The sequence below is a fragment of the Citrobacter sp. MGH106 genome (assembly GCF_001037495.1).
Classification (GTDB): domain Bacteria; phylum Pseudomonadota; class Gammaproteobacteria; order Enterobacterales; family Enterobacteriaceae; genus Citrobacter; species Citrobacter murliniae.
In genome coordinates, this window is the sequence record NZ_KQ089822.1 from 229,091 (window position 1) to 247,743 (window position 18,653).

At 50.3% G+C, this 18,653-nt stretch carries 19 protein-coding genes; 9 read left to right on the plus strand and 10 right to left on the minus strand.

The window, feature by feature from the left end; all coding sequences use genetic code 11:
- Positions 1-6: 6 nt before the first annotated feature.
- Both SK36_RS01095 and SK36_RS01100 read right to left on the minus strand, forming a co-directional pair.
- The gene (locus tag SK36_RS01095; RefSeq protein WP_048220535.1) at positions 7-675 is read right to left on the minus strand and encodes a thiol:disulfide interchange protein DsbA/DsbL; all 669 of its coding nucleotides are present in this window, start codon (positions 673-675) and stop codon (positions 7-9) included.
- Positions 676-698: 23 nt separating this feature from the next.
- The gene (locus SK36_RS01100; protein WP_048220536.1) at positions 699-2,495 is read right to left on the minus strand and encodes an aryl-sulfate sulfotransferase; all 1,797 of its coding nucleotides are present in this window, start codon (positions 2,493-2,495) and stop codon (positions 699-701) included.
- A 392-nt stretch (positions 2,496-2,887) separates the two neighbouring features.
- Between SK36_RS01100 and SK36_RS23180 the strand changes: the two genes are divergently transcribed.
- Positions 2,888-3,064 (plus strand): hypothetical protein, encoded by a 177-nt coding sequence (locus SK36_RS23180; protein ID WP_071829036.1) that lies wholly within the window; start codon positions 2,888-2,890, stop codon positions 3,062-3,064.
- A gap of 57 nt (positions 3,065-3,121) precedes the next feature.
- On the opposite strand, the gene zupT is transcribed toward SK36_RS23180, so the two are convergent.
- Complete coding sequence (gene zupT / locus SK36_RS01105; protein ID WP_045447636.1) at positions 3,122-3,895, minus strand: zinc transporter ZupT; 774 nt, start codon at positions 3,893-3,895, stop codon at positions 3,122-3,124.
- A 146-nt stretch (positions 3,896-4,041) separates the two neighbouring features.
- On the opposite strand from zupT, the gene ygiD reads away from it, so the two are divergent.
- Positions 4,042-4,830, plus strand: coding sequence for a 4,5-DOPA-extradiol-dioxygenase (gene ygiD / locus SK36_RS01110; protein ID WP_045447633.1), 789 nt, complete (start codon positions 4,042-4,044; stop codon positions 4,828-4,830).
- Positions 4,831-4,893: 63 nt separating this feature from the next.
- On the opposite strand, the gene SK36_RS01115 is transcribed toward ygiD, so the two are convergent.
- From SK36_RS01115 to tolC, 3 genes are all read right to left on the minus strand, one after another.
- Positions 4,894-6,054, minus strand: coding sequence for a glutathionylspermidine synthase family protein (locus tag SK36_RS01115; protein ID WP_048220537.1), 1,161 nt, complete (start codon positions 6,052-6,054; stop codon positions 4,894-4,896).
- A gap of 5 nt (positions 6,055-6,059) precedes the next feature.
- Positions 6,060-6,737, minus strand: coding sequence for a DUF1190 family protein (locus SK36_RS01120; protein ID WP_045447627.1), 678 nt, complete (start codon positions 6,735-6,737; stop codon positions 6,060-6,062).
- A gap of 148 nt (positions 6,738-6,885) precedes the next feature.
- On the minus strand, positions 6,886-8,370 hold the full coding sequence (gene tolC, locus SK36_RS01125; RefSeq protein WP_045447624.1) for an outer membrane channel protein TolC: 1,485 nt from the start codon (positions 8,368-8,370) through the stop codon (positions 6,886-6,888).
- A gap of 205 nt (positions 8,371-8,575) precedes the next feature.
- Here tolC and nudF point away from each other — a divergent pair, with 205 nt between their 5' ends.
- From nudF to parE, 5 genes are read left to right on the plus strand one after another with little or no spacing between them, the layout of a single operon-like run.
- On the plus strand, positions 8,576-9,208 hold the full coding sequence (gene nudF, locus SK36_RS01130) for an ADP-ribose diphosphatase (RefSeq protein WP_045447621.1): 633 nt from the start codon (positions 8,576-8,578) through the stop codon (positions 9,206-9,208).
- Positions 9,205-9,627 (plus strand): DUF1249 family protein, encoded by a 423-nt coding sequence (locus SK36_RS01135; RefSeq protein WP_005123087.1) that lies wholly within the window; start codon positions 9,205-9,207, stop codon positions 9,625-9,627. The genes nudF and SK36_RS01135 overlap by 4 nt, the downstream gene beginning before the upstream one ends.
- Before the next feature lie 24 nt (positions 9,628-9,651).
- Positions 9,652-10,479, plus strand: a complete 828-nt coding sequence (cpdA, locus tag SK36_RS01140; protein ID WP_045447614.1) for a 3',5'-cyclic-AMP phosphodiesterase — start codon at positions 9,652-9,654, stop codon at positions 10,477-10,479.
- A complete protein-coding gene (gene yqiA / locus SK36_RS01145) occupies positions 10,479-11,060 on the plus strand; it encodes an esterase YqiA (protein ID WP_048220538.1) in 582 nt (193 codons plus the stop codon). Before cpdA ends, yqiA begins: the two co-directional genes overlap by 1 nt.
- Before the next feature lie 28 nt (positions 11,061-11,088).
- Positions 11,089-12,981 (plus strand): DNA topoisomerase IV subunit B, encoded by a 1,893-nt coding sequence (gene parE / locus SK36_RS01150; protein ID WP_045447608.1) that lies wholly within the window; start codon positions 11,089-11,091, stop codon positions 12,979-12,981.
- 104 nt (positions 12,982-13,085) lie between these two features.
- Here the strand turns inward: parE and SK36_RS01155 are convergent, their stop codons facing one another.
- From SK36_RS01155 to qseB, 4 genes are all read right to left on the minus strand, one after another.
- Entirely contained in the window at positions 13,086-13,400 is a 315-nt protein-coding gene (locus tag SK36_RS01155; RefSeq protein ID WP_048220539.1) for a putative quinol monooxygenase, read from the minus strand.
- Between the two features lie 145 nt (positions 13,401-13,545).
- Positions 13,546-14,127: an NAD(P)H-dependent oxidoreductase gene (locus SK36_RS01160; RefSeq protein ID WP_045447601.1), complete on the minus strand. Its 582-nt coding sequence runs from the start codon at positions 14,125-14,127 to the stop codon at positions 13,546-13,548.
- Between the two features lie 109 nt (positions 14,128-14,236).
- Positions 14,237-15,586 (minus strand): quorum sensing histidine kinase QseC, encoded by a 1,350-nt coding sequence (qseC, locus tag SK36_RS01165; protein WP_048220540.1) that lies wholly within the window; start codon positions 15,584-15,586, stop codon positions 14,237-14,239.
- A complete protein-coding gene (qseB, locus tag SK36_RS01170) occupies positions 15,583-16,242 on the minus strand; it encodes a quorum sensing response regulator transcription factor QseB (RefSeq protein ID WP_045447595.1) in 660 nt (219 codons plus the stop codon). Before qseB ends, qseC begins: the two co-directional genes overlap by 4 nt.
- Before the next feature lie 152 nt (positions 16,243-16,394).
- On the opposite strand from qseB, the gene SK36_RS01175 reads away from it, so the two are divergent.
- Entirely contained in the window at positions 16,395-16,787 is a 393-nt protein-coding gene (locus SK36_RS01175) for a YgiW/YdeI family stress tolerance OB fold protein (protein ID WP_045447592.1), read from the plus strand.
- 115 nt (positions 16,788-16,902) lie between these two features.
- Positions 16,903-18,510 carry an ABC transporter substrate-binding protein gene (locus tag SK36_RS01180; protein ID WP_048220541.1) on the plus strand — a complete coding sequence of 536 codons (1,608 nt, stop codon included), beginning with the start codon at positions 16,903-16,905 and terminating at the stop codon, positions 18,508-18,510.
- Positions 18,511-18,653: the final 143 nt, after the last annotated feature.

Below are 18,653 nucleotides of genomic sequence, written 5' to 3' on the forward strand. Positions count from 1 at the left end.
CCCTGTTTATTTCGCTGCCAGTTCCCTGACAAGTTCAGCCATAGAATCAATGGATTTGATGCTCTTGGTGTAGATCAGGTATTTACCATTGACGACGTAAGCCGGAACGCCCTGAATTTTGGCAACATCATAGGCCGCTTTCCATTTCTCTAGTGTTTCCTGAACGGCAGGTTCTTTTAATGTGCTTTCAAAGTCTGCCTGGCTCATACCTGCAGCATCCAGACCTGTTTTGATGAATGATGCTGGATCTTTGCCATCTGACCAGCGTTCTTTTTTGTCATGATAAGCTGCGTAGTAAGCAAATTTCGCTTTTTTGAACTGTGACTTCGCATCAAATAATGAAATACCTGCTGCTTTATCTTTGGATATCATCACGGCAAACACTTCGCTGGCTTGTTTGCCATATTCACCTTTAGTTTCCAGATGGAACGGCGTAAAGGTGACGAGATCTGCAACCTTATCTGATACAGGGCCGGTGACGGCTTTATCGTATTTGTAGCAGAACGGACAGGCGTAACTAAATACTTTGAATAATGTTTTATCGGCATTAGGAATAGGTTTTTCCAGAACCATATAATCGGTGCCTTCGGTAAAAGCGGATGCCGTAAAAGGCGCGACAAGCGCTGCAGTTAACACCATGCTTTTAAATAATGAAGTAATCCATTTAGCTGACATAGTTTATCCTTAATACAACGATTTTATTTAAATATGTGTTGTGGACGAATCGGTAATGCCCGGTAGTGGGTCTGGTTGGGTTTATCTGAAAGGACATCAATTTCAACTTTGACTTCTTTTGTTTTGTAGTCAATTTCATTGATCTTGCCGATTGTCGGTTTGCCAACATCAAATAAATTAATAGAACCGCCGAATCCAAACATTGTGTCACGGTCTTTTTGATATTCGATAACGGAAGTTATGGGACTATAGAAATCATAACCACGCTCTTTACCGTATTCCCAGATTTGTTGGACGGTTCCTTTTTTCTCGTCAATTTTATATTCGACGAAACGGGAGTACTTCATGGTTGGTAATGCTGGTTGCTCAAGCCCTCGGCCATCACCATTATCAAAGATGGTTAATGTTCCTTTACTGGATAGCCAGGCGGTATGTTGGGTATAGGTAAAATCGAAATCGGTGTTTTCGCACTTGCCATTTTCGTCACACTTCAGTGCATTACCTTTCGCATCTACCGGTTTTAACAGCTTGCTCGCCAGCTTTGTATTCCAGCCTTTAGATGGTGCGAGGATCCACTTAACCTGCTTATCACGACCAATTTTGACGACGCCCTGGTGGCGAGAGGAAAGAATAATCGAGTCATCCTTGGCGTCGTAGGCGATAGAGTTGACATGCGCCCAGTTACGGCCAGCCCCCACACCCAGAGCATCGCCGTAAGGGGTATCTGGCTCCAGTTTTGCTTGTTGACCGGCATGAGCGAGGTCGACATTCACGCATACCGCACCTGCGTCCAGTGCTCCCAGTAACGCATCGCGTAGCGGGTCGAGAATTTTTGTCAGGTCCCATACGTCAACAACGCGGCCGGATCTGTCGACTTCGAGGATTTGGTCACGGATGGTATGTACATGTACTCCATCTTCTTTACGGTAATTGCGTTTTCCTACGCGCAGTAATACCGTGCCCTTAACCGTTTCGATAGACTCATGCGTAGCGTCAAGGAAGCCGCGTGGCAGTTTATGATCTTCCAGAATCTGCCCCATCATATCGAATTCGTACCAGTGTTGCCCCTGTACAGCTGTGAACGTTCCGCGAGGCGTTTCACGAATCCCCATCAGGTAACCACGTTTATTGATATTAACATCATGCCCGTCATAGAACGTCTCTTGATCCAACCACCAGCGGTACTCACCTTCTGTGTCAACGACGAAGGTAAACGGAGCGATGTCGAAGGGAAGTGCGCCTCCGGCAGGTCCTGCATCAAGAATGCCGGCATTTTTATCTTTTTCGCCATGCCAGTGAATATCTGATCCCTGGGAAGTAAAGGTGTGGGTATTTACAAGATAAAGGCGATCTTCAAAACCTGGTGCGACTTTAATAACCTTGGTTTGTTGCAGATCGGATATAGAACGGTTATCCATATAATGATTAACGATGGCAGAAGTTTGCACTACATAATCATCTTTCATCGGTTTACCATTTTCTTTATATTCAACGGTAACATTATTGGCGAACTTTTGATAAAGGCCAAAAATAGGTACGCCATCATAAGTGATTAACGATTCTTTGCCTACGTTATAGGTAATGGGAACTCCTTTTTCACCTTTGCCGTGTACGGTTACTTTGACATCTGAAATGACATGGCTGTCTAATTCAACCAATGCGGTTAGCGGTGCATTTCCATAAGGGTCAACAATTACCGCGCCCAGATTTCCTGCTGGTTGTGCCGGTTTAAAACCTGCAGCAAAAGAATTTGCTGAGGTTAATCCGCATGCCAGGGCAATAGTACCGACCAGTAGTTTTTTACGGTATTGCTTAAACATGGATATATCTCCTTATATTACCTGTAAATATAATGACGATGAATATATTATGTTTGTAGTGATGTATGACTTGATTAAAATATAGGGGAGAGCATAGTTTTATAATTTATTTGTTTTTTGAAATGTATAAATTATCAATATTCGGTGTCTTTAATACTTTTGATAGTAAGTGAGTGATATTTTCAGAACAATAAATATTATTATGGAGTGTGATCGTTTCGACATTGTTTTCTTTTTAATACATGTTCTGTGATTGACCTTGTCTACTGGTTTATATGATCGAAATCATATATTTGTTTCTGCATTATGCCACTATAGGGGTAGGTCAAAATAAGGTTATGTGAAATTTTAACGTTAAATGTTTAATGATGTTAAATTTTAAGGGTAAAAGAATGTTTATTGCCTGGTATTGGATTGTATTAATTGCACTCGTTGCTGTTGGTTATTATTGCCATATGAAGCGTTATTGCAAAGCGTTTCGACAAGACAGAGATGCATTACTGGAGGCACGTAACAAGCTCTTTCGTCGCACGGGCGAAGATGGCAGCACGGTCAGGGATCAGGAATAATTTCTGCTGTAGTTGAGGCGGATGGGCTGAACTACAGCGTAACATCCGCCATCTGTATTACCCGATGCCCATTGATTGCAGGATCACCAGGCTCAGCCCCATTACTGACATTCCACAGAGCACGCCATAGCTCGGATTATTATTGGGGTCGATTTCTTTAGCCAGCGGCATCAATTCATCTACTGATAACGCGACCATAATACCGGCTACAGCGGCCATAATTGCTGCCATCACAACCGGTGAAATCAGACTACCCAGAATTAACCACGCCAGTACCCCACCCAGTATTTCCGCCATACCTGAGATCCCTGCCCAGAATATCGCTGTGCGTTTGGAGCCGGTTGCGGCATAGACTGGTCCGGCAACGGCTAGACCTTCAGGAATATTATGTAATGCAACAGCCAGGGCGATGCCAAAACCCAGTTCGAGATTGCTGCTGGCGGTAACAAAAGTAGCAATCCCTTCCGGGAAGTTGTGCAGACTAATGCCAAGAGTTAATAAAATTGCGGTACGTTTTATGGAGCTGGGTAAAGGCAGTTTTGTTTTTTGCACCAGATCCTGAGGATGTGCGTGTGGCAGAAGGCGATCCAGACCAAAATAGCCCAGCAAACCAACAATAAACATCCCGTAGCCGAGTACTGGCGACATCCCTTCAGCGGCCAGCGCGGCGGGCAGCATTTCCATCAGGGAGATAAGCAGCATAATACCTGCGGCAAAACCCAGAGAAAAGGCGAGGACGCGATTAGAGGGTTTTTGTCCCAGAACGCCAAGAAACGCGCCAATAAAGGTGGCAGCCCCCGCCAGCAAAGTCAGAAGTAAAGGTACTGACATCGACAAATCCAACTCCTTATCAATCTGCTATCCGGCCAGAACGTCAAAATAACTGATGATCTTCATCATGGTTATCTGAGTTCTTCATCAACCGAAAAAGCGTATTGTGGTGATATCAAAATGACTCCCTCAGTAAGGATATCATCATGTCTTCAACTCGTATGCCAGCATTGTTTTTGGGTCATGGCAGCCCGATGAATGTTCTGGAAGATAACGTTTATACCCGTGCCTGGCAGCAACTGGGGGAAACGTTGCCGCGTCCAAAAGCCATCGTTGTGGTATCGGCGCACTGGTTCACTCGTGGGACTGGCGTGACCGCCATGGAAGCACCAAAAACGATTCACGATTTTGGTGGGTTTCCACAGGCATTGTATGACACCCATTATCCGGCTCCCGGTTCACCCGAACTGGCGCAACATCTGGTGGATTTGCTTTCACCCGTACCGGTTACGTTAGACAAAGAAGCCTGGGGTTTCGACCACGGCTCATGGGGTGTGTTGATCAAGATGTACCCGAATGCAGATATTCCGATGGTACAGCTAAGCATCGACAGCACTAAGCCTGCTGCCTGGCATTTTGAAACAGGACGCAAACTGGCGGCGCTGCGTGATGAGGGCATCATGCTGATTGCCAGCGGTAACGTGGTGCATAACCTGCGGACAGCACGTTGGCACGGCGAGAATACGCCATACCCATGGGCGACCTCATTTAATGATTATGTGAAGGCAAACCTGACCTGGCAGGGACCTGTTGAGCAGCATCCACTGATCAACTATCTCGACCATGAAGGCGGTTCGCTGTCGAACCCGACGCCGGATCACTATCTGCCGCTGCTGTACGTTTTAGGTGCATGGGATGCCAAAGAACCTGTCACGATCCCGGTGGACGGTATTGAGATGGGTAGCCTGAGTATGCTGTCGGTGCAGGTAGGCTGATTTTTACCCGCAGTAATTGAGTGAAGGCCGGGTCAGGCGAAATCGCCACCCGGCACACGCACATTACTCGACAAAGATATGCGGATAGAAGCGAGAGAGATCCTGAGTGATCAATGCCCGATCTTCGCGAATGCCGATCCCGGCAGGTTGATCGTTAATCAGCCAACTACCGATCAACATGTAGCTGTCGCCAAACTTCGGTAGCTGATGGAACTGTTGTACGATCATTCCTTCTTCACCGTACGGACCTTCTACCGCTTCGATCGTTTTACCGTTCTCAATGATGGATACGTTGGCACCTTCACGGGAGAAGATGGGCTTCACGACGAATTTTTCCATCTGCGGATAGTCGTCTTCGGCGAAATACGCAGGCAACAGGTTCGGATGGTTGGGGAACATTTCCCACAGCAGAGGCAATAGCGCTTTATTAGAGATAATGCTTTTCCAGGCCGGTTCCAGCCAGCGAACACCAGCGTCTTCCAGCTTGGTGGAGAACATCTCGCGCAGCATAAACTCCCACGGATAGAGCTTAAACAGGTTGGCAATAACCTGATCCTCTAAGTCTGTGAACTGACCTTTTTCGCCAAGGCCAATATCTTCGACATAGAGGAATTCGGTCGCGATTTCCGCCTCGGCCGCGCAATCCTGCAGATACTGAATAGTCCCGCGATCTTCGACGGTATCGCGACAGCAGGTCAGGTGCAGCAACTGAAAACCATACTGTTCGCGCAACTCGGTAAAGCGCTCAATCAGCTTTTCTTGCAGGCTGTTGAACTGATCGCTACCTTCCGGCAGGTTCCCTGCATTAAGCTGGTCTTCCAGCCAGATCCACTGGAAAAATGCGGCTTCGTACAGAGACGTTGGCGTATCAGCGTTGTTTTCCAGCAGCTTGGGTTCACCAGTGCCATCCCACGCCAGATCAAGGCGCGAATAGAGCGATGGTTGCTGGGTCTGCCAGGACTGGCGGACAAAGCCCCAGACATGCTTGGGAATGCGAAACTTCGTCATCAGTTCATCACTGGCAATGACTTTTTCAACCGCTTTGAGACACATTTGGTGCAGCTCAGCAGTGACATCTTCCAGCTTTTCAACCTGAGCAAGCGTGAGCTTGTAGTAGGCGTCTTCACACCAGTATGGCTCGCCGTACATGGTGTGGAAGTTGAAACCGTATTCGGTGGCCTTATCGCGCCAGTCCGGGCGCTCGACAATACTGATTCTTTCCATGTAGATCAGCCACCCATTGAACGTGTGGTGGTACCGCTTGCGCTACGCTGCATGGTGCTCTGTTTTGCCACAGACTCACCAAAACCACCGCGAGTTACGGTTGATGTGGTTGCCGGTTTTGGCGCCATTGCCGTTTTCGGTACGGTCATCGTGCGGCCTGGCTGTGCAGCGCCGTAGTTCTTACCACCTGCATCCGTATATTTGCCGTATGCCGGGCTGGCTGGGTTTTTCGAGCTGAAGAGAGGCTGCTGAGCGCCCATTCCGCCGCCCATCATACGACCCATCATATAACCCGCCATCAGCGGCATCCAGAAGCTGCCACTGCTTTGGTTCTGCGCCTGAGCCTGGCCTTCACCGGTCGGTGCCATACCTGCCTGTGCAGGTGCTTGCTGGCACTGGCCTTCGCCAAATTCAGCGATACAGTCTTCGCGAGTGGCGTATTTAGGCGCGGTACGTTCTGCTTCTTTCAGCGCGTTGTTGAATGCGGTAGTACATTCGGCGCTTTTACCCGGATTCGCTGCAGAGCAGTCATCTGCGTTTTGATAAAGCGAAACTGTTTCGTCACTCTTCTCACAGCCCGCCAGCATAAAGACAGCGGTCACTGCCAGAGCGACAGGAGTTAAATGGCGTGCGCTCCAGCTTTTGCGGAATGACGCGTGATGTATAGATTTTGTCCGTTTCATTTATGTCTTCCAGGACCCAGTAGTAAATACTGCTCAGAATAGTGGATGACTGGTCGAAATTGAAGCGGGAAGAGGCGAGAATGCGGAAGAAGGGGCGGATCTTTACGTTGCCTTACGTTCAGACGGGGCCGAAGCCCCGTCATCAGCATCAGTTACGGAACGGGTTGTTGCCGTTACTGCTGCTGGTTGTACGTGCTGCAGTCGGCTGGGCCGCTGGCGCCGCGTTATTCGCGGTATAGCCATCAGCAGCTGCGTCTTGCTGTGAGTTTTCCGGTGCAACCGCTTCGGGCGCGGTAGAAATCGGTTTGCCCAACGTATTATTCAACGCTACCAGATCCTGCTCGTTTAACGTACCGAGCGCAGACTTGATGTTTAACTGGTTGATCAGATAGGTATAACGCGCATTAGCTAACTGTTGCTTAGCGTTGTACAGCGTGGTGGTTGCGTCCAACACATCCACGATAGTACGTGTACCCACGGAATAGCCTGCTTCCATCGCATCTAAAGAGCTTTGCGCAGAGACAACCGCTTGTTTGTACGCATTAATGCTACTGATAGAAGCATTGATGTTGTTGAAGGATGAACGGACGGTCTGCACCACGCTACGGTGTGCGCTCTCCAACTGCTCACTCGCGCCAACAAAGTTGTACTGCGCTTGTTTCACCTGAGAGTTAACCATCCCGCCCTGGTACAGCGGCAGTGAGAAGCTCAGACCGATTTTGTTCTGGCCCATATTGCTATCGTCGTACTGGGAACCAGTAGCACCACGGGTTTTAGAACCGCTGTAAGAGGTGTCGGAAACACCGGTAGAGGCGGTTAAATCCAGGGTCGGTAAATGACCGTCCTGCGCAAGACGAATTTGTTCACGTGCCAGGTCCTGGCTTAAACGCGCCTGCAATAAGGTCAGGTTGCGGTTTTCCGCTTCTTTCAGCAGGGCATTAACCGCCTGCGGTTTGTTGGTTTTAAAGCCATCAACGTTCAGCGAAGCCAGTTCCGGATAGTAGTTACCGGTTACCTGGCGCAGTTGTTCTACTGCGTTATCCAGATTGTTACGTGCGGTAACTTCATTTGCCAGTACGGTATCGTATTGTGAACGGGCGTTCTGCACATCAGTGATGGCGACCAGACCAACATTAAAACGCTGAGTGGTCTGATCTAACTGACGGTAGACGGCATCTTTCTGTGCCTGGGTGTAAGAAAGCACGTCGATTGCGTTCAATACGTTAAAATAGGCTGTGGCAGTGTTCAGGATCAGCGTTTGCTGATCGGTCTGATAAGTTACGTCCTGGATGCCTGCTGATTTTTCTTGCAGCGTCAGGGCGCGCCATTTCGACATATCGAAAAGAGACTGAGTCAACTGCAACGACGCGCTGGTGGCGTTGGAGTTAACGCCGTTTGCGTCACGGTAGCCATTGCTGTAGGTGTAATCGGCACCTAAACCCAGTTGCGGCAGTAAAGGACTACGCGCTTCGTTAATTTTTTCGAATGCAGCATCGCGATCGGCGGCGGATTTACGTAATTCCGGGTTGCTCAGGCGTGCTTGCTGATAAACCTGCATCAGGTTTTCTGCCTGGCTCAAAGCACTGAACCCCGACAGGCTCAGGCCGATAAGGATGGGGAGCAATTTCTTCATTTGCATTCCTTGTTGTGAAGCAGTATTTAGCGCTGATCAAATTGTAAAAATAATTGCTGATTCTAGCAGAATCCGCCACTTCAAAAAGTTGGCGTTACGTGCCATACGGCGTTAATTTGCATCAATTTAACACAAGGGCGCTCAAACAGCAGTCAAACGACCTTGAAATTCACATTTTAATCACTATTGGTATCAGGACAGCACGATGCGTAAACCAGACAACTTGCCAATGACTTTCACTAAAAATGATGTAGAAATTATTGCACGAGAAACGCTATACCGCGGTTTTTTTTCACTGGATCTTTATCGGTTCCGCCATCGACTGTTTAACGGCGGAATGAGTGAAGAGGTAAAGCGCGAAATTTTTGAGCGCGGACATGCGGCAGTCTTGCTACCCTTTGACCCTAAGCGGGACGAAGTTGTACTGGTTGAGCAGATTCGTATCGCGGCATATGACACCAGCGAAAGCCCGTGGCTACTGGAAATGGTGGCTGGGATGATCGAAGAAGGTGAGACCGTTGAGGATGTTGCCCGCCGTGAAGCAATGGAAGAAGCTGGACTGGATGTGAAGCGGACGAAGCCCGTTCTGAGCTATCTGGCAAGCCCTGGTGGCACCAGTGAGCGCCTGTCTATTTTGGTAGGTGAAGTGGACGCCACGACCGCAAGCGGGATCCACGGTCTGGCGGATGAAAACGAAGATATTCGTGTTCATGTGGTTAGCCGGGAACAGGCTTACCAGTGGGTAGAAGAGGGGATAATCGACAACGCGGCCTCTGTCATCGCTTTGCAATGGTTACAGCTGCACTATCAAGAGTTAAAAACTGAGTGGAAAAAATGAAGCGTTACACACCTGACTTCCCTGAAATGATGCGTCTGTGCGAGACCAACTTTTCGCAATTGCGCCGCCTGTTGCCGCGCAATGACGCAGCCGGCGAAACAGTGAGCTATCAGGTGGCAAACGCACAATATCGGTTAACGATTGTTGAATCGACCCGATACACTACGCTTGTTGCGATCGAACAGACGGCGCCAGCCGTTACTTACTGGAGCCTGCCATCGCTGACCGTACGCCTGTATCATGATGCGAGGGTGGCTGAAGTGTGTTCAAGCCAGCAGATCTTTCGCTTCAAAGCGCGGTATGATTATCCAAATAAAAAGTTGCATCAACGCGACGAAAAGCATCAAATTAATCAGTTTCTGGCCGACTGGTTACGGTACTGTTTAGCACATGGAGCGATGGCGATTCCGGTTTATTAGCGTCGTGAAACCTAAGGACACCATTTGGAAAGCCTGTTAACCCTTCCTTTGGCTGGTGAGGCCAGAGTCAGGATCTTACAAATTACAGATACTCACCTGTTTGCCGAAAAGCATGAAACGCTGCTGGGTGTGAATACCTGGGATAGCTATCAGTCCGTACTGGATGCAATACATGCTGAGTCGCCTGAATACGATCTGATCGTGGCGACTGGAGATTTGGCGCAGGATCAATCCGCTGCGGCTTATCAGCACTTTGCTGAGGGCATCGCAAGTTTTCGTGCGCCCTGCGTTTGGTTGCCAGGCAATCATGATTTTCAGCCGGCAATGTACAGCGCCCTTCAGGAGGCAGGAATTTCCCCTGCCAAGCGCGTCTTCATTGGCGAACAGTGGCAAATTTTGTTGCTGGATAGCCAGGTTTTCGGCGTCCCACATGGTGAGTTAAGCGAATTTCAGCTCGAATGGCTGGAGCGCAAACTCGCTGATGTGCCAGAGCGTAATACCTTGCTGCTTTTGCATCATCATCCACTTCCTGCGGGATGCAGTTGGCTCGATCAGCACAGCCTGCGTAACGCTGCCGAACTGGACAACGTGCTGGTGAACTATCCGCGCGCAAAGTACCTGCTCTGTGGGCATATTCATCAGGAACTGGACCTTGACTGGAACGGACGCCGCCTGCTGGCTACGCCGTCGACCTGCGTGCAGTTTAAGCCTCATTGTTCCAATTTCACGTTAGATACGATAAGCCCAGGCTGGCGTACGCTGGAACTTTTTGCTGACGGTACACTGCAAACCCAGGTCTGTCGTCTGCAGGGTAATCGGTTCCACCCTGATACAGCTTCAGAAGGTTATTGATGTCTACGCTCCTCTATCTACACGGATTTAATAGCTCGCCTCGCTCTGCGAAAGCATGCCTGCTGAAAAGCTGGCTGGCGGAGCATCATCCGCACGTTGAGATGATCGTACCGCAACTGCCACCGTATCCTGCCCAGGCGGCAGAAATGCTGGAATCTATTATCCTTGAGCATGGCGGAGAGTCGCTGGGGATTGTCGGTTCTTCTTTGGGGGGCTATTACGCCACCTGGCTGTCGCAATGTTTTATGCTGCCTGCAGTGGTGGTGAACCCCGCTGTGCGGCCTTATGAACTGCTGGTTGACTACCTCGGCCAAAACGAGAACCCCTACACCGGGCAGCAATATGTGCTAGAGTCTCGCCATATTTACGATCTTAAAGTCATGCAGATTGACCCGCTGGAAGCGCCGGATTTGCTCTGGTTGCTACAACAAACGGGCGATGAAGTGTTGGACTACCGCCAGGCGGTGGCGTATTACGCCTCCTGCCGTCAGACAGTTATTGAGGGCGGGAATCACGCATTCACGGGCTTCAAAGATTATTTCAACCAGATTGTCGATTTCCTTGGACTGCACAGTTTCTGACGATCAATTCGAATTGCTAATTTAAACCATGACGCAAACTTATAACGCTGATGCCATTGAGGTACTCACTGGGCTTGAGCCGGTACGCCGTCGCCCAGGGATGTACACCGATACGACCCGTCCTAACCATCTTGGGCAGGAAGTTATTGATAACAGTGTGGATGAAGCACTGGCGGGCCACGCAAAACGCGTGGACGTGATTTTACATGCCGATCAATCACTGGAAGTCATTGATGACGGACGCGGCATGCCGGTGGATATTCACCCTGAAGAAGGCGTTCCGGCGGTCGAACTGATCCTGTGCCGCCTGCATGCGGGCGGTAAGTTCTCCAATAAGAACTACCAGTTTTCCGGCGGTTTGCATGGGGTCGGTATTTCCGTAGTCAACGCGCTTTCAAAGCGTGTGGAAGTGAATGTGCGCCGCGATGGGCAGGTCTACAACATCGCGTTTGAAAACGGCGACAAAGTACAGGATTTACAGGTGGTCGGTACCTGCGGTAAACGCAATACCGGTACCAGCGTGCACTTTTGGCCGGATGAAAGCTTCTTTGACAGCCCTCGTTTTTCTGTTTCTCGCTTAACGCATGTGCTGAAAGCTAAAGCGGTTCTGTGCCCTGGCGTTGAAATCACGTTTAAGGATGAGGTCAACAACAGCGAGCAGCGCTGGTGCTACCAGGACGGTCTGAATGATTACCTGTGCGAAGCCGTTAATGGTTTACCAACGCTGCCAGAAAAACCGTTTATCGGTAATTTTAGCGGTGAAACAGAGACCGTTGACTGGGCGCTGCTCTGGCTACCGGAAGGCGGTGAGCTGCTGACTGAAAGCTACGTCAACCTGATCCCTACCATGCAGGGTGGTACGCACGTCAATGGCCTGCGTCAGGGGTTACTGGATGCAATGCGTGAATTCTGTGAATACCGCAATATTTTGCCGCGCGGCGTGAAACTGTCGGCGGAAGATATCTGGGACCGTTGTGCTTACGTGCTGTCGGTAAAAATGCAGGACCCGCAGTTCGCCGGCCAAACTAAAGAACGCCTTTCTTCGCGTCAGTGCGCGGCATTTGTCTCTGGCGTGGTGAAAGATGCCTTCAGCCTGTGGCTGAATCAGAACGTGCAGTCAGCAGAACTCCTGGCCGAAATGGCCATTTCCAGCGCCCAGCGTCGCCTGCGCGCAGCGAAAAAAGTGGTGCGTAAAAAGCTCACCAGCGGTCCGGCGTTGCCGGGTAAGCTGGCGGACTGCACCGCGCAGGATCTTAATCGTACAGAGCTGTTTCTGGTGGAAGGGGACTCGGCAGGCGGATCGGCCAAGCAGGCGCGCGATCGTGAATACCAGGCGATCATGCCGCTGAAAGGTAAGATCCTCAACACCTGGGAAGTCTCTTCTGATGAAGTGCTGGCATCCCAGGAAGTACATGACATTTCGGTGGCGATCGGTATCGATCCGGACAGCGACGATCTGAGCCAGCTGCGCTACGGCAAGATCTGTATCCTGGCGGATGCGGACTCCGATGGCCTGCACATTGCGACGCTGCTTTGCGCGTTGTTTGTGAAGCATTTCCGCACGCTGGTCAAACATGGACACGTCTATGTGGCGTTGCCACCATTATACCGTATCGATCTCGGTAAAGAGGTCTATTACGCTCTGACGGAAGAAGAGAAAGCAGGCGTACTGGAGCAGTTGAAGCGTAAGAAAGGCAAGCCGAACGTTCAGCGCTTTAAAGGTCTGGGTGAAATGAACCCGATGCAGCTTCGTGAAACTACGCTTGATCCGAACACCCGTCGCCTGGTGCAACTTATCATTGATGACGAGGACGATCAGCGTACTAACGCGATGATGGATATGTTGCTGGCTAAGAAGCGTTCTGAAGACCGCCGCAACTGGTTGCAGGAAAAAGGCGACCTGGCGGATCTCGAAGGGTAGAGCGGCATTGTGTAGGCCGGATTAGGCGGTTTAAGCCGCCATCCGGCAATATGCTAATGCCTGATGGCGCTGTGCTCATCCGGCCTTGCGGCCATGACGAAAAATTAAATACCAGATTCCAGAATACGAATATTCATGTCCAGCACATCGCCTTTTACGGCTTCGCTGTAGGCTTTCATATGTGGGGTTTGCAAATGTGCTTCAAGATGCGCGATGCTTTCCCACTGTTCAATCATCACGATGGAATCAGGTGCCATAGTCTGAAAACTCACACCTGCGGCATGATCCACCATCGGTGCATAGCCGTGGCAACCCTCTTCCTTCAGTACGGTCGGAACGATTTTGGCAAACTGGTCCAGTACCGCCTGACGGTGATGTTGACCTGGACGTGTGCGGATTTCTGCAATGACTGTAAGCATGGTTAACTCCTTCTATAACCGGCATTCTTCAGGCTGTAGCTGCGTTTACTCGTCCAAATCACATACTTGAGTAAGCTTATCGGGACTCGCTCGTTTACCGCCTTGCTGCAACTCGAATTATTTGGGTCTAATTTTGAATAACTAGTTAACCAAAAATCTCGGTCAGATGCTTGCGATATTCTGCGATATAACGCGGGACATCCGGCATTTTGATCACATCATTGGTGATAAACGTCGGCAGCGATTCCATTCCCAGGAACTGGTTTGCTTTATGGAACGGCAAATACACGCCATCAACGCCAACGCCATGGAAGAACTGGTCTTTTTCAGTGAAAGCTTCCATTGGCGCGTTCCAGGTCAGGGACAGCATGTATTTTTTTCCCTGAATCAATCCACCAGAACCGTACTTTTTAGAAGCATCTGAACGTGTGCGACCATCGCTTGCATACAGCGTACCGTGTCCTGCAGTGAAAACATCATCGATGTATTTTTTCACCGTCCATGGAGCACCCATCCACCAGCCCGGCATTTGCCAGATAACCGCATCTGCCCAGACGAAGTTCTGCACTTCTGTTTGTACGTCATAATCGCTGTCAGCGCGTACAACTTTAACATCATGCCCGAGGTCGCGCAGGATGCCGTCCGCGACCTCGGTCAGGGTGTCATTCAGTTGACCATTGGAATGGCCGAATTTTTTCGCACCGTTGATAATCAGAATGTTGCTCATTTTTCGTCCTCAAGAATATACGTTTGAAGGCGATTTTACCTCCACCAGTGGCGCGGTGAAATTAGCAAAATGTGCAAAGTCTTTTGCATTATTAGCAATAATATTGTTGCTACCAGCTGATTTTTGCTTCAAACCCGCCTTCCGGAGCGTTGCCAAACGAGGCTGACATCCCGTGTAAAGTCGCAATACGACGGACGATCGACAGACCCAGACCGCTACCAGTAACGCTTTGTCCCGGCGGGCGATAGAAACGCTCACCAATGTGCGCCAGGACTTCCGCTGCCACGCCTGGACCGTTATCTTTGACGCTAAAAAATTGGGCATTGAGCGTCACTTCCACAATGCTACCCTGGGGACTATAACGAATCGCATTATCCAGCAGATTGCGTACCATCAGGCTGAGTAAGAGTGGCTGACCGGTACGCTTAACGTTGTGTGCGTTAATCTGCAAACGCACGTCGATATGAGCCAGCTGAGCCGGGTGGTAAATGTCCATAACGGCGGACTGCAACAACTCCTCCAGTGGGATGTCTGCTACATCCTGCAGATTGTCGAGGGAGTCGAGTCGTGAAAGCGTCAGCAGCTGATCAACCAGACGCGTGGCGCGCTCAATGCCTGCGTGAAGCTGCAGGAGCGCTTTTTCTCGCGTTTGCGGGTCATCATCTGACAGTTGCACCACTTCAGTTTGCACCTTCAACGCGGTTAATGGGCTGCGTAGCTCATGGGCTGCGTCGGAGGTGAAACGCCGTTCGCGGACCATCATAGAGTGTGTGCGGGTAAATAGCTGATTGAGGGACTCGACCAGTGGTCGCACTTCGCTTGGCACGCATTTAGGATCGAGAGGTTCTTGCGATTCAGGGGAACGCCAGCGCAGGGCCTGCGCTAGTTTTTTTAACGGCCTGAGTTCACGGCTGAGCATGACCACCAGAATAAGCAACATCAGCGGGAGCGCAATAAGCCACGGGGTTAATTGTGCGGTAACAATCGCCAGTGCCATATCCTCCCGGTATTCCCACTCCTGACCGACCACGATGCGATATTTACCATCCGCAGAGTTCAGCCACAGAAAGCGCCATCGGTCGTTGTCCCCATTGAGCTGACCATCACTAAACCCTTCCCGGCGGTAGCTGTAGGGAATATCCTGGCCATTGTCGCCATCGTGCAGCACCATTTTTCCGTCGGTGGAGTAGATAGCAAACGCCAACGCGTCGTCATCAATATGACCGTGCTTCAGCTTCTTCGGCGTGCGGGCCATATCACGCGAGGCGGTGACGTCGCTGATATCCAGCGTACTTAGCCGTTTGGCGAACAGCATCAGCTGTGTATCAAACAGTTCGTCTACGTTATCCGTTGTCTGTTTCCAGGCGACAAAGCTGGAGATTGCCCAGGTTATCGAGGCCAGGATAAGGAAAATAAGTGTGAGCCTGACGCGCAGACTGAGACGTTGTGTGAGTTTCATGCGTCACCCAGGGTGTAGCCAATGCCATGCACCGTTCGGATAAAATCGCTGCCGAGTTTACGGCGTAAATGATGGACGTGTACTTCAACCGCATTGCTGGAGACGTTTTCGTCCCAGTTGTACAGTTTCTCTTCAATAAGTTTGCGCGGCAGTACCCGACCTTTGTTGCGCATGAGCAGTTCCAGCAACGCGAACTCTTTTGGTTTGAGCGACAACGGCTCCCCCGTCAGCGTGACGGTCAGTGCGCCGGGATTAAGCGTTACCTGTCCGTGACTCAGTTCGCTACTGGCCTGGCCGCTGGCGCGACGCACCAGAGCTTCCAGACGGGCAGCAACTTCGATTAGCGCAAAGGGTTTGCACAGATAATCATCCGCGCCCAGGCGTAAGCCTTCAACGCGTTCTGCCAGCGCATCGCGGGCCGTCAAAATAAGTACCGGCTCCTGTTTCCCTTTTGCGCGCCATTCACGCAGGATATCGCGCCCGTCTATACCCGGCAGCGTCAGATCGAGGATCACAGCATCATAAGGGGCGCTGTAGAGCGCTTCTTTACCCTGACGACCTTCAGTAAACCAGTCGATACTGAAACCCATTTTACTCAGACCTGTCTTAAGACCATCGCCAATCAACGTGTCATCTTCTATCAGTAAAATACGCATATGTTCTTCCCTGCGATAACTCTGTTGCCTGTCAGTAAACCTTGTGGCAGCGGATGCTGTACAGCAAAAAAGAATCTTTTTTTTGGCTTAAGAAGTTGTTAAGGATTAACTTATTAAATAGTCGTGAAACAACATGAAAGGGAGACATGAACATGAAAAAATTAGCTGCAATGGTTGCCGTGATGGCATTGTGTTCCGCACCTGTTTTGGCAGCGCAGCAGGGCGGCTTCTCTGGCCCGACCGCGACGCAAAGCCAAAGCGGTGGGTTCGTTGGTCCGAACGGCAGCAGCACGACGGTAGAAAGTGCTAAATCCCTGCGTGATGATACCTGGGTAACCCTGCGCGGTAATATCGTCGAGCGTATTTCCGACGATTTGTACCTGTTTAAAGACGCCACCGGTACGGTGAATGTAGATATTGACCATAAACGCTGGAATGGCGTAACCGTAACACCGCAGGATGTCGTGGAAATCCAGGGTGAAGTTGATAAAGACTGGAACTCCGTCGAAATCGATGTGAAACAGATTACTAAAGTCGCCAAGTAATCAGCATCAGGGCCGCATTCGCGGCCCTTTTCTTTGTCCTAAATGTGATACAAATCAGCCTGTAGAGGGCCACAACATGTAAAGTAGCGGTATCATTTTTATCGACAGAGAAATCATGAAAACGCATCCATTATTATGGCTGGTCAGCCTGATGTGCAGTCCCTCGCTTTTTGCCGCAACGATCCCAGACGGAACACCTCTCGCCCCACAACAAATTTTTCGTTACAACAACCACAGCGATCCGGGCACCCTGGATCCGCAAAAAGTGGAAGAAAATACCGCCGCGCAAATTGTACTCGATCTCTTTGAAGGGCTGGTCTGGATGGATGGTGAAGGGAAAGTGCAGCCTGCTCAGGCTCAGCGCTGGGACGTTCTGGATGGCGGTAAACGCTATATTTTTCACCTGCGTAAAGGGCTGCAATGGTCAGACGGTGTGGCGCTGACTGCACAGGATTTCGTGGCGGGATGGCAGCGAGCGGTTGACCCGCATACCCTCAGCCCGTTTGCCGGATATCTGGCGGCGGCGCATATTAAAAATGCGCAGGCGATTGTTGACGGTAAATCCCCCGTTAGTTCGTTGGGGGTGAAGGCTGTGGACGATGTTACCCTTGAAGTCTCTCTCGAACAGGCTGTACCGTGGTTCACTACCATGCTGGCGTGGCCCACGTTATTTCCCGTCCCGCAGCACACCATTGTGCAATATGGTGATGCGTGGAGTAAGCCTGAACATCTGGTTTCCAATGGTGCATTTGTGCTGGATAAATGGGTGGTGAACGAGAAGATCGTTGTGCGTAAAAATCCTCGTTACCGTGATGCGCAACATACTGTTTTACAGCAGGTCGACTATCTGTCGTTAGATAACGCCGTGACGGGGTACAATCGCTATCGTGCCGGCGATGTTGATCTCACCTGGATTCCGACTCAGCAAATTCCGGCGATAAAAAAGAATCTGCCGGGCGAGCTACGGGTGATCCCTCGCCTGAACAGCGAGTATTACAACTTCAACATCCGCAAAGCGCCGTTCAACGATGTCCGGGTGCGTCGGGCACTGTACTTAACGGCCAATCGACAGCTTATTGCTGAGAAAGTCCTTGGATTACGTACACCTGCAACGACGCTAACACCGCCGCAGGTTACCGGTTTCACGCCGCCTGTGCTGACCGATCTTCAGGCACCGTGGAATGAGCGGGTTGCCGAAGCGAAAGCGTTATTGAAACAAGCCGGATTTGACGAGCAGCATCCGTTAACGTTTGAGCTGTTTTACAATAAGTACGACCTGCATGAGAAAACGGCCATTGCCTTGTCCTCAGAGTGGAAAAAATGGCTTGGGGCTGATGTTAAGTTGCGCACCATGGAGTGGAAAACATATCTGGATGCACGTCGTGAGGGGGACTTCATGTTGTCTCGCCAGTCGTGGGACGCGACGTATAATGAAGCGTCAACGTTCCTGAATACGTTGCAGTCAGGCAATGCAGAAAATGTCGGTCAGTGGCGCGATGCGCGCTATGACGCGTTGTTGGCGCAGGCGGCTCGTACGCCCGATGCTGCACAGCGAAACCAGCTGTATGCGCAAGCGGAAGGTATTATTAACCAGCAAGCCCCCATCATTCCTATCTATTATCAGCCGTTGATCAAATTACTTAAACCCTATGTGGGAGGGTTTCCTGTGCATAATCCCCAAGACTATGTGTATAGCAAAGAGCTCTATATCCGGGCGCATTAAGAGCGAAGTACTAAGGAGACGATCGCCGTCGCTATCTGCGGCGGTAAAACCACTGAACTTTGTGACTCAACACGCCAGATAGGGTAGTATCTGCGGCAATATTGCCTGACAGATACTGGGTATTGTTCGGGCTTACAGTTGAG